Raw genomic sequence first — 17,951 nt, 5'->3', positions numbered from 1 at the left:
AGGGATAATGGTCAGGAGGTTAACAATGAATAAATTTCGTCAATGGATGTCTTTCCCTGTTCGAATAGGGAAAAGGCGTTTTCAGCCAGTGTTTGTATATTCCTTTCTTTTAGTTGTGTTGATATGTCCGTTGTAGATTGTTTAATCTCGTCGGATAACTCGCTATCCATAGTGATCACTTCATACACCGCTTTCCGGCCTTTATAGCCGGTATTGAAGCAATGTTCGCATCCTACGGCTACATAGTGATGTGTAATCTCTTTTTCTGCCCGGAACCGGGGAGGAAATAAGGACTTATCAAAAGGCCGCCTGGTTTTGCAATGGTCACAAAGCAGGCGTAACAACCGTTGTGCCACCGCTGTATTTAAGGTATTGGCTACGAGGAACGGTGGTATCCCCATGTCGGTAAGCCTGGAAATAATTCCCCAGGCCGAATTGGTATGTATTGTTGATAGTACAAGGTGACCTGTGAGGGCTGCTCTGATAGCCATGTTAGCAGTATCAGGATCTCTGATTTCACCGACCATAATAATATCCGGATCTTGTCTGAGAAAATTGCGAAGGGCAGCTCCGAAGGTAAGACCAATGTTTTCCTTTAGTTGTACCTGGTTGATACCCCCCAGAGTGTATTCAATAGGATCTTCTATCGTCAGAATATTTCGGGTATCCTTATTCAGCATTTTCAGTGTGGCGTACAGGGTAGTGGTTTTACCCGATCCCGTAGGGCCGCTGATGAGGAGCAGGCCATTCGGTTTTTTTACACCTTCCAGGTAATTGCTTAGGTCGGCGGGTGCGAAGCCGAGGGTATTCAAATCAATATTGGTGGCATCATTACTGAGCAAACGCAGCACAATTTTTTCACCGTGTAGCGTTGGCAGAACGGATACCCTGATATCAGTTTTTGTTTGCTGATACTGGAAAAAGATACGGCCATCCTGGGGAAGCCTTCTTTCCGCAATATCCAGGTTAGCCATTATTTTTATCTTATTTACCAGCGACGGATATTGGTTTTTTTCTAACAAATAACGCTGCACCAGCATCCCATCTATTCTGATTCTAACCCGGCAGCTTTCTTCATATATTTCAATATGAATATCACTGCTGTGGAGGTTTTTAGATTCGCTGATCAGGTCCTGGAGGAAGTTATCCGAGTGACCGTTGTAAAAACGATGTTGTAGCCGGCTATCCTGTTGTGTTAAAGGATAGTTAGTTTCCAGCAGAAGCTTCAGGTCTTCTTCAGGAATAGGTAATAAAATAATTTCTTTATTAAACAGGAAGTTAAGTTCATCTACAATAGCCGCCGGATGTTTGCCAGCTATGAAATAGAAGGAGATACTTGCTGATGTTTCATTCGCAGGAATAAGCTGGTAGTGCCATGCCTGCTCGCTGCTGAGTATTTTCTGCAGCGATTGATCAATGGATCGGGTAACAGACATAGGCCAGTTTATTTAATAGCCACTCCTCATTAAAGAAGTTAGCGGAGGTATTTAAGATACTGTTAATCGTTAGCAATGCCAGCATTAAAGCTTGTATGCCCGCCATGGGTATCGTTCTGGCTTTATTTTTTCTTCCGGTAATCATCAGTAATATTCCAGTCAGCAGGCAGGCCAGGAGACTTATCAGATGGAAGAAGAATAAATTCAATGGCGAAAGTGTAATAAATAATACCAGGTAGAATGCCAGATCACCAACACCAACAAAATGTTGGGTAATAGGTGTGAATTTTTGATCACGGATACAAACGTATACCTGCAGCAGCAAAAATTGAACACCGATGATGAGTATGTTCAACAGGAATGTTTTCAGCAAAAAAAGAATGGGTAAGTGATATAGCCAGATATTGCACAGGAGGTTTAGTCCCATCAGTAATGGAATCAGTATCCAGCTTATCGCTCTATCCCGGAAGTCCTGGATCGCTATAAGTGAATATGGAATTATTGATAATAGGGCAAAATACTGGTTCATGCTTAAATTAGTCCTGTACAGTTTCTCTCAGTTTTTTATTGGCGTCTATTTCCCATACATTGAAGGTACCGTCTCCATCAAAGTCAACAACAGCAGTAGCCCGGGCAATGAAGTCATTACTGCTTATCTGGATAATATCAATCCGATAGTTAGCCTGTCCTCCTTCCGTAACTAATTTTTGTTGTTCAAATGACAATTCTGAAAGATCTTTTGTATAGCGGGATTTTTCATAGAAGAAATTTTTCTCCAGCATATGCACGTGTTCCAGTTGTAATTTCGCCTCGGTGCTTTTTGCCTTCGTAATCAAAGGCATTAGATTCGGAATGGCGAGTAACACCAGGATACCAATGATAATTAATACTACAAGCACTTCTGTCAATGTAAATGCAGATAACTTTTTGCCGCATATGCGCGAGGTGGGTTGCTTACGTACTTTCATGTAGATATAGGGGATGATGTTTGAACGAAAATATGCTAATTAATTTATTTTGAATGCTTTGTTACAAGTATTTTTTTGATGGCAATGGTATCTGCGCCCGAGATCGCTATGCCATGAATCCGCATTAAACAGGGATTCAAAGAATCGGGGGAGATATCAACAGAGATAGAGATATTGCCTGCCTGGCTGGTATATATTCCCTTTTCAGGCTCTTTACATAGTTCCTGTATGCGGGAATTCAGCAACAGCCTACCTCTCTCTTTTTTGGTGCCGAGTATAGGATACGCGATGCCTGAAAAGAGGGTCATACCAATTCCGAAGGCAATAGTGATAATAACAAGTGCCACAATATTTTCTACAATTGTTGATGCTTCCAGTTTCTTATCTATCAGTCGAGCCATTGCAGTATCTTTTTTACGGCAGGTGTGTTGAATAACAGCGGAGGCGCAAGATAGTGGCTACTTAGCGCTATCCGGTCTATTGTCACATTGTGAAGCTGATTATCATAAATGCTGGCGCCGTTTTTCAGCAGCGTGGAGCCAGCCAACACGGTACCCGTAACCTGACCATTCAGTTCAAGAAATCCATCATTAAAAACAACGCCGGTAACTTTTGAGTCGTGGCATAATTCTGTATATATCTTCATTTCATCTTTTGCATTGTCACAATATCCCAGGATACAACCGGTAATTTTAGCGCCTTTCCCCAGGCGGATAACAGCAACATTGTTGAATATCCGGGTATTTTTTAGCAAGATAAATGCACTGGGATAGTCAAATATACAATCCTCACCAGTAACAATGCTGTCGGTAGCTATGGCCTGTAACTTCCCTTTAAATCCCTTTTCAAACTTAATATAAGGGGCTATGAGTATCACATTGTTAAGTGTACATCCCATGGGAACTGTTAACATGGAATCTGACCGGATGATGATATGGCCTGAATAATTGTCGCCTGAAGAGATGTTGTTTAACACATTAATACTTAGGAGTGAATCCGCGAATGATTGATGAATATTATTGCCGGTTAAGGAGGATGTGTGTTTGCCGGTGCTTAGTGAGGTTAATTCCCGGAGTATTTCCCTATTCAAAATATCTCTCAACATCAGGGTACTGGTATATTTTTGGTCGTTGAAAAGTTTTTCGCGGGTATAACCTGTTTTGTCAAGATAGGTTGGACTAATACCATTTTTAGGAAGATATACATCCCCGTTGAGCAAGGTATTTCCGCTGATCAGGAGGGGTTTGTTATGTTCTTCAAGGTAAATACAGGCATTTAAGATGCTGTCGGGCATCCTTCCCATCATGAAGCTGCGGGACAGGGTATCTCGTCCAACATTCGCTGTAACCGAAGCGATTGGGAAAATTCCCCAGTTAATAATATTGATTTGTGCATTCCCTGAAAAATCGCCCAGCAGGTCTCCCTGGTATTGATGGGTACTAACATTGGGGTCGGCTAGTGTAGCAGCAATGGCAGAAGTGAAATAGTCCTGGCAGTTTTCCTTGCTGTGAATACGGGCACTAATGGAGGAAAAATAAGAGAGTCTTAATAAAACCAGCCCCAGGAATAGCGCAATGATGAATGAAAGAAAAATTGCAAGTAAAAGGGAACCGGCCGGTAGCTTTTTCATCGGCCAGGTTTAGCGATGGTAGAATCTGTTGCATGCTTCTTTTGCTGCTTTGACAATGCCCGCTCTTTATTATGGTGTGTAACCGTGCTATCGCGATCCAGTCCGGGTTTAGCGATAGTTGTATCCGCCTGTTTTTTTTCTGGCTTTTGAAATACTTTCCCGTTATTATAGCGTTTAGTAGCACTTTTACCATCACGGGCATATTCAGTAATATCGCCATCCAACAAATCATTAGAATAGACCCCGCTTCTCAGCAGTATACCTTCATTATCATATTCTTTAAACGTTCCATTTTTAACGCCATTTTTCCAGGTAGTAATATTAATGTACTCTCCTTTGGGATTCCAGGTTGTCCAGGTGTTATTTTTCAACCCTTTTTTGAACTCACCTTTGATTTTAATGTTCTTATCCGGGTAAACCTCCATGTATGCTCCATCGAGTAGCTGACCGTCATATCCTCCGCGGGTACATCTGAGCGACTGTGCTCTATACCAATAGTAATATTGATCCGTTTTTAGTTTTACTTTTTTATCTCTTGGTAAAACATGTAAAGTAATAACGGTATCCCCTGATTGAAGGGTAACCCGGTTGGTATAAGCGATAAGATTTTGTGAAGAAGCGGGCTGGGCTGAAGCCAGGACACCAATCATCAGAGTCAGGAATGTTTTTTTGTGACAATTGACAAATGACAGCAGGCGCTTATGTAACGAAAACATAGGTACGATTTTTTAATAATATAGGGTCACCAACTAAGTTGCAGCCAAAAGTAGTGAAAATTGAAAAAAGTTTATTAATTTATTCCAGGCAGTTGAGGAATGAATTTTTTGAATTTATACAAAATAGTTCAATCTTTGTGTGCTGTGAAAACCCAGCGTATCGTTTGTGGACCTGCTACACCGTTTACCTGATAGCATTTTGATAATCTTTCTATATCTATGGTCAAGCACCTGCAAGCCTTTACAATTCTGGAGTTAGTCATTGTAATGATATTAACAGGCATTGCTTCTGGTATCATCTATATGGTATTGAATATTTTCATGTTTCAATATACCGGTTTCGGAAAGACGGCTGGTTATATGTTGGATTACTATGCCTGTAAGCGGCAACTGGAAGGCGATTTTAACGCCAGCCATTTGCTGGAGAAGTCTGGAGACTCATTGATTTGTGTAAAAGACAAGGGAAAAGTAGCCTACTATTTCGGGAATCAGCAATACATTTTAAGAGTGGATGATGAGATAAATATTGATACTTTCCAGATACAGTACAATATCCCGGATTGGGAGATTACGATGGTGAATGCCCGTAAAGTACCGCTCATAAGGCGTTTAAGTATTATTGTACTGGGAGGCGGTGAGCAATATCCCTGGGTATTTACGAAGCATTATGATGAATCTGCGTTGTTTAATTTTGAGACTGATAATTAATCATGGGAGGAATAGATATCAGGCAACTAAAGCCAGCTGTAGCCAACCAGCATGCAGCAGGAAGTCCAGTAGAACATACGCGGAGTGAGCCATGGTGGCAGAAAGATATTAGTTTCAGTACCGGGCTGCCAGATAAAATAAAAGCCGATTTTTACCTTCAGCTGCACACATTGCTGGATGCGGGGGTGGATATCAGGTCGGGGTTTAAACTGGTGACAGAACAACAGAAGAAAGCAAAGTTTAGAAAGATATTTGACATTATTCAACAGGATATTATATCCGGTAAGGCGATGTCTGCGGCCATGAGGGACCAGCATTGTTTTTCGGACTATGAAATATTCAGCACCGGTATTGGAGAGGAAACGGGCCGCTTATCTTTTGTATTTAAAGAGCTGCACCAGTTTTTCCAGAAGAAAATTAAGCAACGAAGACAGATCGTAAGCGCATTGACATATCCCATGATAGTTGTAGTAGTAGCTATTTTGGCGATTGGTTTTATGGCCAATTTCATTGTTCCTATGTTCGCTGACGTTTTCAAGAGATTTGGGAACAAAGAATTGCCGGCCGTGACGCAGTTTGTAGTGCTTGTCTCTGAATCTATAAAAAAGACATTTGGTATCTGGCTGTTAGTAATAGGAGGATTGATGTTAGGGGCGGTAAAAAGCAGGAAAAAACTTTGGTACCGCCGTGGCATGAGCCGTTTGTTATTGCGCATACCAATGGTGGGAGAATTGGTGGCTAAGATATATATCGCAAGGATGTGCAATTCCATGTCGTTGTTGATTTCTTCAAAGGTGCCGGTATTACAGGCCATTCAACTGGTTATCAAGATGGTTGGCTTTTACCCGATCGAGGTATCGCTAAGGAAGGTCGAAGAAAGTATCCTTTTAGGAAAAAGCCTGCATACAGGAATGAGTGAACACGCAATTTTCCCACCCAAACTAATTGCAATGATCAAAGTAGGGGAGGAAGTGAATAAGTTGGGCGATTTTTTTGAAAGAATTAATATTCAGTATACCGAGGAGGTGATGCACGAAACAGCGCTGTTGAGTAATTTTATCGAGCCACTGATTATTGTTTTCCTTGGGCTGGCAGTAGGCATAATATTGATAGCAATGTACTTACCCTTATTCACAATGGGACAAAGTTTCTAATAATGAAAGGTAAAAGATCTTTCTGTAAATAAACAACGAAAAAATTTTGATTCTTAGCAGGGTTATTTATATTTGTACGTTTCCCGGATTAATTATAATGGTAATAATTGTCCCTATTTTTTTGTACTAAAAAGAACCTAACCGGCTAGTAACTGTAGCCTGACTTAAGCAGTCAGTTGAAAAAAGAATTCCTAAACATGCGCTCAAAAATAGTGAGTTTTTTACAAAAAAACTTTTCAGAAAGAACCAGAGAAAATATTCGGGGGATACTATCTTTCCTGTTATATTCGTGGCTATTTGTTTTAGTATTATTACCTTTAATCATCTTCAAATTCCTACGTTTATATCCAACGGGAAAGAAGTTTTATTTAGGCACCCCACTTCCGCGTTATTACTGGGATAAGTTTTTGAAGAAGCATTTGAGGGATTTTAAGGGCGACGGAATAGAGATTGATTCAAGGCAGACAATTCAACATTACTCAGATCTTAACAGACTGCAAAATGGGGAAGGACTTGATGTATTACACGCAATTGATATTGCACCGGGAGGTGATCATGAATATGTAGCAGACGTTTCGGAATGTTGGGTAATTGATACCGGTAAATATGACCTTTTCCTGGTACAATTTTCTTTCCATATGATCTTGAGGGATAAAGAAGCTATGTTTCATAGCCTGAGGATACTTAAGGAAGGAGGAGTATTGATTTGTAACTTTCCCTGTGTATCTGGTTATTATCCCAAAGGACTTGTCTATAAAGATTTTACAGGACACGTTTACCGTTGGTATACTCCCATTGGCGTAGAGCTGTTGCTGAAGGAGATGGGGTTGAGTGAAGATGATTATGAGCTGGTATCCCATGGGCATTGGATAGCCAGAATGGCTTACCTCGGATTTTATCTGCCTAAAGAAGTTATTCCGTCATTTTTAATTGATAAAGATGATTTAACAAAACCTATGTTAGTTTCTGTACGTATCAAAAAACCTGCTAATTGGGCTCCTCTATTTCAACTAGTAGAGCCAGTTCAAGCCTAAGTACCTATATTTTTGCATTTTAATTTAAATACTTAAAATCCATTACCATGAAATTGTCTTATGCCCTTTTGTTTGTGCCTTTATTTATGGTCAATTCCCTGCGTGCACAAACCGGAACATTCACAACGGTTAATATTAACACTCCATCTCCGGATCCCACTTTTAATCTACAAACCAAAGGCCCTACCTGGCTGGGCGGAACCCTCCTGGTAAGACCAGAAGTGGCTGCCAACAACCCCAATAACCTGATCAGAATTCAGCCGGCAAACCCTTATACAGGTACCGCCGGGGGCGTGAATTCCTGTGTGGACATGGTTGATAACTCTAATATTGCCAATGCCTCTTATTTACAGTTTGGGATTGACAATACAGGTACCTGGCTGGGTAATTTTAAAAGTGCTTTTATCGCCTCCACTGCCAATAGTGGTGGTACACCAAAAGATCTTAAGCTCTTTGCAGGTGCCAATCCATTTTCCGGAGAAATTGGCATCTACCTGCAGGCTAATACCCAAAATGTAGGTATCGGAACTGCAGATACAAAGGGATATAAATTGGCCGTAGCTGGAAGCGTGGTTGCTGAAAGTGTAAAAGTAAAGTTAAAGGGAAATTGGCCTGACTATGTGTTCAATGAAGACTATCATCTGCCATCATTACAGGAGGTAGAGAAATATGTAACTGAACACCAACACCTCATGGACATGCCTTCTGCTGCAGAAGTTCAAAAAGAAGGACAGGATCTGGGAGATATGAACCGCCGTCTGTTGCAAAAAGTGGAAGAATTGACCCTCTACCTGATCGATCTCAAGAAACAACAAACCGCACTTCAGGAAAGCAATACCGCATTGCAACAACGTGTTACTGAACTTGAAGCAACGAAAAAGTAGGAGAGTGCTAATACAAAATTAATATCCGGATAGTGTCTTGCATTATACTGCAGGATGCTATTCGGACATAGTTGTAATGTCAAAAAAGATAATAAAATACAATTTCGATATGAATAAGAAGATAAGGATATTCCTGGAAGCAGCTATTGTTGTTTTGCTGCTGGTAATTTTGTCATGGATGTTTTTTAAGAGTGAGAAAATAGCTTACGTAGATAGTGGGAAACTGATGAGCAAATACACTGCTATGGAAGAAGCGAGAAAGGAATTTGAGATAAAGAATAAGCAATGGCAGAGCAATATTGATACACTGAATCAGGACTTCCAAACAGCTATGCGTACTTACGACAATGCCCAATTGAAAGGATCTGATGCTGATAAGAAGAAGGCAAAAGAAGAAGTGAGCCTGAGACAGAAGCGCGTTTATGAGTATCAGCAAGCTATTCAACAAAAAGCAAAAGAAGAAGAAGGTCGCCTTACCCAACAAGTGCTGAGCAAAGTGAATAATTATCTCACAGAGTATGGCAAACAACATCACTATAAATTTATACTTGTAGCCAACAATGGTAACATTGGATATGCAGATACCGGTGCGGATATCACGGAGGAGATATTAAATCATTTGAATAATGATTATTCCAGGAAATCAAAATAATTCCAGTGTTAAGAGCTATAAAAAATCTTATTGTTTGTACCCCTTGCTTCCTGGCAATGGCCATAGGAGTAAGTTCCTGCACAAGACCAGCTATCCTGCCTGCAGATAAGTTGACCAGTTATATCCAGGATCCTTCCAATGGCGTGGCAAAAGAGAAAAAGATAAATGATATTGCATTTAAGGCCTATTATCAGCCATCCGATTTTCTCGTATTGCAGGAACTCAACAGCCAGGGGAAAAAAGATTCGGTAACATTGGCGGCTATTAAGCAGAAATACGCCCCCTATAGATATTTCAAATTAGATATCTCGAAAAATAATAAAGAAGTAATCAGAGAACTGGGAGGACAGGCCAGGTATAGCGAGATGTTGTCTGTGCTGGCATTTAATATGAACCAGTATATTGATATCATTACAGCCAATAAGGATACCATTAAAATGGTTGATTATGCATTTCAACAAACTTATGGTATGGGATCTGCTAATAGCCTGATGGTTGTTTTCCCCACAGATAAGCTTAAAGATTTGGAGAAGTATACGTTGAATATCTATGAATGTGGCTTCCAGACAGGAGACATTAGATTTGAGTTCACAGAGAAGGATATTAAAAAAGTACCGGCGCTGGAATTATCGTTTTAACCGATTTTTTATCCCATTTCTTTACTACCCCGATTGTTCAATATGTTGGATAGGGAAGAATCCCAGACTTATTCACTTTCCAACGTCATACAGCATATATTCTTGTTACAGATTCAAAACTACTATTGAGGTAGTTTTGAATCTGTAAACATTATTGATATAGTTGACTCACGACACAATCTTAATCATCATCTTCTTCAGACTTAGGATCTACTTTCAAACCAAGTGCTTTCAATCCCTTTTGATGTGCGCCGAAATATGCCTTGGGGAAGGGTTTATCGCCATGTATAGTAGACCATACATATTCACTGAATAGCAACGCATCTTTATCGATCAAATCCGGTTTTGAAAAATCCATTTTCTGTGTCAATGGTGCTAACCGGGCAGTGGTTTTGCTTTTGATCTGGTTTTTAGGGGGATTCAATTCATTAATGGCAACCGTTGGTGTCAGGGAGTTATATCCGGTGTAATCAGGTGTTTGATTGAAGCAGGCGGTCATTAGCGGCGCTGCGGCCACCAGCTGATTCATAGGTTGTACACCGAATATCTGACAGATGGTATGTAATACAGAAGACTGATTGTAAAAGTGGCTGATGACCGTATCGCGTTTTACATGGGGGCCGGCCACGAGGCAGAAGGAGCGGTGTCCATCCACGTGATCGGTGCCGCTTTGCGGATCATCTTCATTGATGAAAATGGCCATATCTTTCCAGAAGGAGCTTTTCGAAAGTGCTTCCACTACACGGCCTGTTGCCCAGTCATTATCTGTTACATAGGCACGGGGAGTTGGCGATTGTTCACCATAGCCGCTGGTATGATCATTCGGTAAGTAAACGATCATAAATTCAGGAAGGTTGCCAGCTGTTTCGTATTCTTTCAATGCTTCAATAAATACGTCTGCCCTCACCTGATCGGTAATGTTCATGTTCCAGCCGGGGTAGCGTAAATCGCTGTATTTCTCCAGGCTTTTCATGGCATAGGAACATTTATACTGAGCGGAGTCATTTTTATTTTTCCAGGCGTTATATATGTCAGTCCAGGTTTTCCCTTTGGTTATTTCAGCGAGATCTGTTTCTCCAAAGTTCCTGAATGAAATGCCTTTGCGTAGTAAGTGGTTCCAAATGAAGCCACAACCGGCATAAGACAAAGGATCTGTTCCAAAATCATAGGCACAGTGTCCGTTGGAGAAGTCTTTTTCATGGTAGGGGGTGGTAATTCCCTGAATGGCCCATTGGTGGCCGTCGCTTGAATTAACGCCATTGCAATAGTAGTTGTCCAGCAACACAAATTGTTTGGCGAGTGCGTGTGTGTTGGGGGTTATTTCGTTCCCAAATTCAACCAGTTTAGGATCGCAGTTGCCCTTTCCTAAATCGCCGAGTACCTGGTCAAATTTTTTATTCTCTTTGATAATATATACCACGTGCTTAATGGAGGAGGGTTCTCCCACATTGTCCGGTACAGGTTTAGGAGTGGTTTTGGCATTACTTATCGCCTGGGCCCTTAGCAGATCTATAAAGTGGAATCCTTTGCTGGCTTCGGCGGTATAAGCATTTAATTCAGCCTGATTGCCGGGAAGGGCTACTTTTTGGATTTCTCCTTTTACGGCAGTTACGTTTCCAATGAATAAGTTGTTTCCGGCAATGTTAATAGTGCCTGGAAAGCCACCAGCGGCAATAAAGCCATAAGGCGCTTTCTGTGGATGCCGGGGATCTATGAGGGCAATGGAATTATTGCCGGCATTGGCGGCAAAAAGTGTTTTCCCGTCGGAGCTGAATGCCAGTGCGGTGGTCAGGCTACCATAGGGGAGGGAGGGATCAGGTTTGGTGTTGATGGTGTGTACTACTTTCTGGGTCCTGGTATCTATTACGCTGATGCCATCGCCACTATCATCAGTAACATATAATGATTTGCCATCGGGAGATAGTGTCATTGATTCCGGATGGATACGGGTGGTAATTTCAGTAATCTTTTTTCTGGATTCAATATCGATTACCGCTACGGAGCCGCGCAGTGCTACGGATCTTTCATCTACAGCAACATCAGTTCCGGCTGATTGTTCTGTTCTGTCTCCTTTCCTGGCGTGTGGCCCTCCGAAGTTGCTGACGAATGCGAGTTTTTTGTCTTTACTGACAATGATAGCATAAGGACAAACACCTACCGGAATCTTGCTTAATATTTTTCCTTTAGAAAGATCAACAACAGCGACTTCATTGGTAATGGCCAGGGCCACAAGGGCGATGTTATTTTTACATAATCCGATTCCCAGTGGGTTTGTTTTTTTATTATTGGCAGATAGGTCGATTTTCTTTGTAAGCGTAAAGTTCCCTGATTGGCTCACATTGCCTACATATAGATTCTTTTCCAGTCCGGTAAAATAAATAGTGGAGTCGTTGTCGTCTACTGCCAGGCCGTTCATAGATCCTGATTCTTTATCAGGATAGTCGATTTTACCGAGGGTTTTAAAATCCTGGGCATCGATAATCGTTACCTGGCTGTTGGTTTTGGCAATGAGGATATGCTGTTGCTGGGCAAACTCCAGGTTCAGTACCCGGGTTCCTTTTGCCAGATTGAGACTTTGCCCTGCCGGATTTAATAGCTGGGCATTGGCCAACAGTTTATCGCCTGCTAAGGAATGGCTCCAGGCGGTATCTACAGGTTTTCTGACATCCTTGTGAGGCGTCACCTGTGCCTGTGTGTTTTGCGTGGCCAGTAAAAGCGCGGCAAAAATAATTCCTGGAAAAAAAGATGGACCGGTCCTCATAATTTTTTTAGTAGTTATTGAAATGAATGTTATCAGCACGCATCCTGGTTTAGGAGCGTACTTAATAAATATAGTGCTGGGCCCGACGTTGGATGAACAAGGTGTTGCAAAGATAATTTTAGGAATGATAAGATACTGGTTAATTTGTAGTTATACTTTCTGCGTCGGAAAACCAATGTTCCATCGGCAATATTCAAGCAGTTTTTAATAAGGGATTATCTTGTAGCGCCAGATCCATGGCTGGYTTTGTGGGGCAGGTTAGAAGCACCTTAAAATGATCTTAAAAGGCGCTGTGTGTTTGTTGCGAATTCAGCGATTTCTTTACCTTAGCCAGGTAACTCCGTTTTTGCATGCCCGGATATTTGAAACTGATACCTTCATTGAAAACGCTATCTGATAGGTACGGTGTTATTTGAGCATGATTGAAAGATAATAGTTATTAAGGATTCCTGTCAATTTTATCCGCATTACAACGAGCAACAAAGCCAATTATATAGCATGGATACCATGCTATATGAGGCATCATCTGATCATATGAAGTATACAATGAATACCGCAGGTCATCTCTTTTTTGCGAAGCAAATAGCTATTCAGAAACGGGGATTATTATTGTTTCCGCTGGCAGTATTGTTCCTTGGAGCGATGGCTTATTTACGCGCTGGGCAGCAAATTCCGTTATATGCTATTCCTATTCCGCTGCTTATTTTAGTGAATGGTTTTATAGTAATGCCGTTGATTGGCGCCAATACCTGCAGAAAAACGATTGCAGCATATGAAATGCAGGCGGGAGGAATAGTACGTTTCATTTGTTATGCGCCGCTATGGTCTGAAAGCCTCGTGTACGACGTCAATATTCAGGATCTGCAGTGGACTACCCAATCAGCACTCGGTAAAAAGAATAGGTATAAAATAGACCCAACCATCCGTATCACCACACGTGAAATGCCGCAACATTTTTATTATTTCCCTGCTTATTTCGAAGATGCTTCATGGCTCGTTAATCACTTAAAACAAGCATAATAAATCACAAAATCGGTTTAGCAATAATCGGGAGAAACGGAGTCGTAATGCTGCTATGCTTTGCAATGAATATATTAATACTACGTTTGTTTGATAGCGTAACGTGCATTAGCAGTAAATAGCTTTTTCACACACCTGCCGTAAACCCATAGTTGCTTTGTTCGGCCAGGTAAATTGACCATAATAATGGTTCTATTTTAATGAAAAATAGTTCAATATTAACATTTTTGTAAAAAAGTTGTTAAAAAATTGCGTCACTTGGAAAACTTTACATAGGTTTGAGAAAGAAGAAAAGAAGCATTAGGAGCAGCAGAAGAGACGATTMATTTCTTTATTTCATGAATAGCTAAAACGTTTAACCAAGGGTTACTCAACATATTTCGTCCAGCGTATATCAACCTACGATAATTTATTTCCTAACTGTAAATTCAATCAGGAGCAGCAGTAATTAAATTCCATTAAACACTCAGCCAGAAGTTCACTTAATAACCAGATTTTTTGTCAATCAATCAATTTGTTATTCATAAGCAAATGCACGTTAAAATATTTCTATCATCAAGTAGCGTTGGTGAACGATAAATGTTGTCTTCAGGAGGGACACCTTTATCATGTTTTAATAAATCAAGCCAGTTAAATATTGCTTTTTGAACTATGAGATAGTGCAGTAGCTACTGCCTTGTTAAAAGCATATCAATCAGGAGAATGAGTAGGGAACAAATCAGATAGGTACCCAGGTAAATTCAGCCATTATCAACGGCCAGGATGGACACTGCGAGGGAGAAAGGGTAACGACATTACTGACTATAGTACTGAAACCATGAACAAAGCGGAGTATCCTTATGTTTAATGAGAATGGGCCATGCAGTTCGATATACAATTTGCGCCATATTGTATATGACAAGCTATTACTGTCTGATCGACAACTAATAGTTTAGCAGGTATTCTACTATCTCTACTGGCAAAATTTCCAGACAAAATACTATACCAAAATCAGTTCTATTCAATTTTAAAAACAAAAAAAAGATGCAGTCAACCAAAAGATGTCTATTGCTCTTTATGCTCTTTTGCATAGGAAGCATTTTTGCCTATGGGCAGGGAAAAATGACGGTCACAGGTGTCGTTAAGGATGGCACTGGCGCCGTTCTTGAAGGAGCTACTGTGGGCGAAAAAGGAACGGTCAACGGTGTGCTGACCGGCAAGCAGGGTACATTTACTATTAATGTAAAACCAGATGCAAAGCTGATCATTTCCTACATTGGGTATGTAACACAGGAACTGTCGGCAACTGCTTCTATGCAGATAACGATGGCATCTAATATAAGAACTACTGATGAGGTAGTGGTGACCGCGCTTGGTATCAAAAAACAATCCAAAGCACTGGGATACGCAGTATCCAAAATAGATGCTGACAGGATTATGATTAGTGGTACGCCGTCCAACCCTTTACAGGCACTCTACGGCGCCGCACCCGGTGTACAGGTAGCTGCAACAGCAGCCGGTCCTACCGCCGGTATGAAAATCAACATTCGTAATGCGGTATCTTTTGACCAAAATTCTTCCACACGTCCACTGATTGTGATAGATGGGGTGCCCATTCACGACCAGAATACGCAAATGGGTTTTGGTGCTACAGATCGTGATAATGGAACAGGTATTAACGATATCAACCCTGACGACATTGCTTCTATGGAAATACTGAAAGGAGCGAAAGCCTCTGTGTTGTATGGTAGCGAAGGTGCTAATGGTGTGTTGCTGATTACTACCAAAAGTGGTACTAAAGGCCAGGGATTGGGTGTAGCCGCTTCTTTCACCACTTCATGGGACCGTGCAGCGTTTATGCCTAAATTACAAACTGAATATGGAACAGGTTCCAGCCCCAGCAATCCAAGGAATGATGCGGATGGATATTATCTGGTGAATGGAAAAAGAACATTGTCAACGACATTGGGTGATGGCACTGGTGCCCAGGCATTTGGACCAAAATTTGACCCAAGCGTAAAAGTGATGTGGTGGGATGGTGTAGAAAGACCATGGCAGGCGCAGACCAAAAATATCTATAATGATCTTTACCAAACCGGACATCAGAACACTTCAAATGTGTCTGTAAGCGGTGGAAACGACCAGGGTCAGTTCCGCGCCTCTTACACTAATTTAAATATGATGCCGATCAGACCAGGTTCAAATTTTAACAAAAATACCTTTAGCCTGAATGCGTCTTACAAGATCAATCCTAACATTACGCTGAAGTATACCGGCAACTTTTTCATTTCACAGAACGTGAATGCGGCCAACCTGAGTACCATGAACGGAGAAGGCCAGCAGTCGGAGATTGGTGCATTTAGTTCCGATATCAACGTAGGCTTACTGAGATCACATTTGCTGACTCCTGATGGATATAATTTCTTTTCCAGTCCAGCCAATAGAAATTTGATCTCCAATGGTAGAAAAGGAGTAGTGGGTTATCTCTGGGATCAGTACCAGAATAAATCTACCTTCACCAGATTACACAATATCCAGTCTTTATCTGCTGACATTAAACTCACCGATATCTTTAGTGCTACATTAATGGGTGGTATAGATTATAGCACAGAGCGGAATGAATATAAAGGTAAATTGTTAGATCCGCAGTTACTCGGACCTAATAGTGGTTTCATGTATAGTGATGTAACGAATATCTACAAAACTACCTACGGCCAGGGAATGCTGAACTTCGATACTAAACTGAATAGTGATTTTAATTTATCTGGTTTTGTGGGTGGAGTAATCAGGAAAAATTACGTAGAAGGAAAAGGTGCATCTGTGAATGGTTATGGACAACTCGTTATTCCTAACTACTTCTCATTTAACAACCTGCCATTAGGCGTGCAGCCGCAGTACCAGTTTACAAACGGGGAAGATTTGCTATATAGCTTAATTGGATCAGTACAGTTATCCTGGAAAAATCAGGTGTATATAGAAGCACAGGGCCGTAATGACTGGTCTTCTATTTTGCCTAAAGAAAGTAGAAGCTATCCCTATCCTGGTGTGAGTGCATCCTGGATTTTAAGCGAAAGCTTCAAATTACCAACCGTATTTGATTATGCCAAGTTAAGAGCATCATATGCTACAGTAGGTCGTCCGGGCCCACGCTATTTCAGTAACGTTAACTATACTACCTCTCAAACTGGTGGTGGTTATGTGTTGACTCCTCCTACTGACCTTCCTCCAATGGATGCCAATGGTAATCCGAATTTAAAACCTGAACGTAAACGTGAATTTGAATTAGGTTTTGAAACTTATCTGCTCCAAAACAGAAGAATTGGTGTAGACTTCTCTTACTACAGATCTCACATCTACGACCAGATCATGGCCGTAGCTGCGCCTCCGGGAATGGGCGTTAAAAATGTCCGTATGAACGCCGGAGATGTGATGAGTACAGGATGGGAATTGGCTATTAAGACAAAACCAGTCCTCTCAAAAGACTTCCAGTGGGATCTGACCCTGAACTTTGCACACGGTAAAACGATAGTAGAGAAACTGGACGGTAAACTGCCATCACTCACTTTATGGACTGCATTCGGTGCCGTGAACGCCGTAGCGAATGTTGGTCAGGAATATGGTCAGCTTTATCTGACTAAGTCAACTTACACATATGACAAACCTGGCGATGTGAACAATGGTCAAAAAGTAGTCAATGCAGCCGGTTCTGCTTACGACTATAAGAGCACTGCCAAATTGATTGGTAAAACAATTCCTGATATATCAGGTGGTATCCTCAACTCCTTTACCTACAAAAGTTTCMGCCTTATTGCAAACATCGACTACCAGTTTGGCGCTACTTTCCTGTCAGGTACAGAAACTTACATGATGGCTGCCGGTGCATTGAGCGAAACGTTGAAATATAGAGATGCCGCACACGGTGGAGCTGCCTATTATCTGGATGCAAATTCCAAGAAAGTGGCAGGTAACAACCCTAATGGCGGACCTACCTTCCACGATGGTGTGATATTGCCTGGTGTTGATGTGGATGGTAAAACAAATACAAAAGTGGTTTCTGCCGATAACTATTATTACGATTCTTATTTTTCAAATGGTTTCTTCCCTGAAGATAGAATCTTCAAAAGCGATTACATAGCACTGCGTAACGTAGCCATCGATTACACTGTGAGTAAGAGAATTGCTCAAAAGATCCGTATGAGCAGCCTGTCAGTTTCTGTGTTTGCAAACAATGTGGCTTACCTTTACAAAGCTGCACCGAATTCAATACCAGAATCAACTAACGGAACCGGCTGGGGTGTAGGCAACTATGGAACAACAGCATTACCTGCACAGCGCTCAATAGGTATTTCTATCAAAACTAAATTCTAAAAA

At 41.2% G+C, this 17,951-nt stretch carries 15 protein-coding genes; 8 read left to right on the top strand and 7 right to left on the bottom strand.

Annotated elements, in window-relative coordinates; translation table 11 throughout:
- Positions 1–11 precede the first annotated feature (11 nt).
- Genes AC1DFM_RS07120 through AC1DFM_RS07095 form a run of 6 tightly spaced genes read right to left on the bottom strand, consistent with a single transcriptional unit; the run spans position 12 to position 4,750 of the window.
- Positions 12–1,436: a GspE/PulE family protein gene (locus AC1DFM_RS07120; protein ID WP_477076008.1), complete on the bottom strand. Its 1,425-nt coding sequence runs from the start codon at positions 1,434–1,436 to the stop codon at positions 12–14.
- Positions 1,414–1,965, bottom strand: coding sequence for a hypothetical protein (locus AC1DFM_RS07115; RefSeq protein WP_477076007.1), 552 nt, complete (start codon positions 1,963–1,965; stop codon positions 1,414–1,416). The genes AC1DFM_RS07120 and AC1DFM_RS07115 overlap by 23 nt, the downstream gene beginning before the upstream one ends.
- A gap of 7 nt (positions 1,966–1,972) precedes the next feature.
- The gene (locus tag AC1DFM_RS07110) at positions 1,973–2,404 is read right to left on the bottom strand and encodes a prepilin-type N-terminal cleavage/methylation domain-containing protein (RefSeq protein WP_477076006.1); all 432 of its coding nucleotides are present in this window, start codon (positions 2,402–2,404) and stop codon (positions 1,973–1,975) included.
- A gap of 44 nt (positions 2,405–2,448) precedes the next feature.
- Complete coding sequence (locus tag AC1DFM_RS07105) at positions 2,449–2,805, bottom strand: hypothetical protein (RefSeq protein ID WP_477076005.1); 357 nt, start codon at positions 2,803–2,805, stop codon at positions 2,449–2,451.
- Entirely contained in the window at positions 2,793–4,034 is a 1,242-nt protein-coding gene (locus AC1DFM_RS07100) for a hypothetical protein (RefSeq protein WP_477076004.1), read from the bottom strand. The genes AC1DFM_RS07105 and AC1DFM_RS07100 overlap by 13 nt, the downstream gene beginning before the upstream one ends.
- Complete coding sequence (locus AC1DFM_RS07095; RefSeq protein ID WP_477076003.1) at positions 4,031–4,750, bottom strand: toxin-antitoxin system YwqK family antitoxin; 720 nt, start codon at positions 4,748–4,750, stop codon at positions 4,031–4,033. Before AC1DFM_RS07095 ends, AC1DFM_RS07100 begins: the two co-directional genes overlap by 4 nt.
- Positions 4,751–4,969: 219 nt before the next feature.
- Between AC1DFM_RS07095 and AC1DFM_RS07090 the strand changes: the two genes are divergently transcribed.
- From AC1DFM_RS07090 to AC1DFM_RS07065, 6 genes are all read left to right on the top strand, one after another.
- Positions 4,970–5,458 (top strand): hypothetical protein, encoded by a 489-nt coding sequence (locus tag AC1DFM_RS07090; RefSeq protein WP_477076002.1) that lies wholly within the window; start codon positions 4,970–4,972, stop codon positions 5,456–5,458.
- A gap of 2 nt (positions 5,459–5,460) precedes the next feature.
- Positions 5,461–6,612, top strand: coding sequence for a type II secretion system F family protein (locus AC1DFM_RS07085; RefSeq protein ID WP_477076001.1), 1,152 nt, complete (start codon positions 5,461–5,463; stop codon positions 6,610–6,612).
- Between the two features lie 176 nt (positions 6,613–6,788).
- Positions 6,789–7,646 carry a hypothetical protein gene (locus tag AC1DFM_RS07080; RefSeq protein ID WP_477076000.1) on the top strand — a complete coding sequence of 286 codons (858 nt, stop codon included), beginning with the start codon at positions 6,789–6,791 and terminating at the stop codon, positions 7,644–7,646.
- Positions 7,647–7,693: 47 nt separating this feature from the next.
- Positions 7,694–8,530, top strand: coding sequence for a hypothetical protein (locus tag AC1DFM_RS07075; RefSeq protein WP_477075999.1), 837 nt, complete (start codon positions 7,694–7,696; stop codon positions 8,528–8,530).
- A gap of 109 nt (positions 8,531–8,639) precedes the next feature.
- Positions 8,640–9,182, top strand: coding sequence for an OmpH/Skp family outer membrane protein (locus AC1DFM_RS07070; RefSeq protein ID WP_477075998.1), 543 nt, complete (start codon positions 8,640–8,642; stop codon positions 9,180–9,182).
- A 5-nt stretch (positions 9,183–9,187) separates the two neighbouring features.
- Positions 9,188–9,820 (top strand): hypothetical protein, encoded by a 633-nt coding sequence (locus AC1DFM_RS07065; protein WP_477075997.1) that lies wholly within the window; start codon positions 9,188–9,190, stop codon positions 9,818–9,820.
- 181 nt (positions 9,821–10,001) lie between these two features.
- On the opposite strand, the gene AC1DFM_RS07060 is transcribed toward AC1DFM_RS07065, so the two are convergent.
- Positions 10,002–12,581: a bifunctional YncE family protein/alkaline phosphatase family protein gene (locus AC1DFM_RS07060; protein WP_477075996.1), complete on the bottom strand. Its 2,580-nt coding sequence runs from the start codon at positions 12,579–12,581 to the stop codon at positions 10,002–10,004.
- Between the two features lie 498 nt (positions 12,582–13,079).
- Here AC1DFM_RS07060 and AC1DFM_RS07055 point away from each other — a divergent pair, with 498 nt between their 5' ends.
- Positions 13,080–13,601: a hypothetical protein gene (locus AC1DFM_RS07055; protein ID WP_477075995.1), complete on the top strand. Its 522-nt coding sequence runs from the start codon at positions 13,080–13,082 to the stop codon at positions 13,599–13,601.
- 1,023 nt (positions 13,602–14,624) lie between these two features.
- Complete coding sequence (locus AC1DFM_RS07050; RefSeq protein WP_477075994.1) at positions 14,625–17,948, top strand: SusC/RagA family TonB-linked outer membrane protein; 3,324 nt, start codon at positions 14,625–14,627, stop codon at positions 17,946–17,948.
- Positions 17,949–17,951 lie beyond the last annotated feature (3 nt).

Source organism: Chitinophaga sp. 05T412, from assembly GCF_056396465.1.
This window is presented reverse-complemented; position numbering and strand designations above follow the sequence as displayed.

What these genes read in the sequence shown, in the direction of transcription:
- AC1DFM_RS07120 (WP_477076008.1), bottom strand. Translation starts at nt 1,436, where the DNA reads ATGTCTGTTACCCGATCCATTGATCAATCGCTGCAGAAAATACTCAGC.
- AC1DFM_RS07115 (WP_477076007.1), bottom strand. Translation starts at nt 1,965, where the DNA reads ATGAACCAGTATTTTGCCCTATTATCAATAATTCCATATTCACTTATA.
- AC1DFM_RS07110 (WP_477076006.1), bottom strand. Translation starts at nt 2,404, where the DNA reads ATGAAAGTACGTAAGCAACCCACCTCGCGCATATGCGGCAAAAAGTTA.
- AC1DFM_RS07105 (WP_477076005.1), bottom strand. Translation starts at nt 2,805, where the DNA reads ATGGCTCGACTGATAGATAAGAAACTGGAAGCATCAACAATTGTAGAA.
- AC1DFM_RS07100 (WP_477076004.1), bottom strand. Translation starts at nt 4,034, where the DNA reads ATGAAAAAGCTACCGGCCGGTTCCCTTTTACTTGCAATTTTTCTTTCA.
- AC1DFM_RS07095 (WP_477076003.1), bottom strand. Translation starts at nt 4,750, where the DNA reads ATGTTTTCGTTACATAAGCGCCTGCTGTCATTTGTCAATTGTCACAAA.
- AC1DFM_RS07090 (WP_477076002.1), top strand. Translation starts at nt 4,970, where the DNA reads ATGGTCAAGCACCTGCAAGCCTTTACAATTCTGGAGTTAGTCATTGTA.
- AC1DFM_RS07085 (WP_477076001.1), top strand. Translation starts at nt 5,461, where the DNA reads ATGGGAGGAATAGATATCAGGCAACTAAAGCCAGCTGTAGCCAACCAG.
- AC1DFM_RS07075 (WP_477075999.1), top strand. Translation starts at nt 7,694, where the DNA reads ATGAAATTGTCTTATGCCCTTTTGTTTGTGCCTTTATTTATGGTCAAT.
- AC1DFM_RS07070 (WP_477075998.1), top strand. Translation starts at nt 8,640, where the DNA reads ATGAATAAGAAGATAAGGATATTCCTGGAAGCAGCTATTGTTGTTTTG.
- AC1DFM_RS07060 (WP_477075996.1), bottom strand. Translation starts at nt 12,581, where the DNA reads ATGAGGACCGGTCCATCTTTTTTTCCAGGAATTATTTTTGCCGCGCTT.
- AC1DFM_RS07055 (WP_477075995.1), top strand. Translation starts at nt 13,080, where the DNA reads ATGGATACCATGCTATATGAGGCATCATCTGATCATATGAAGTATACA.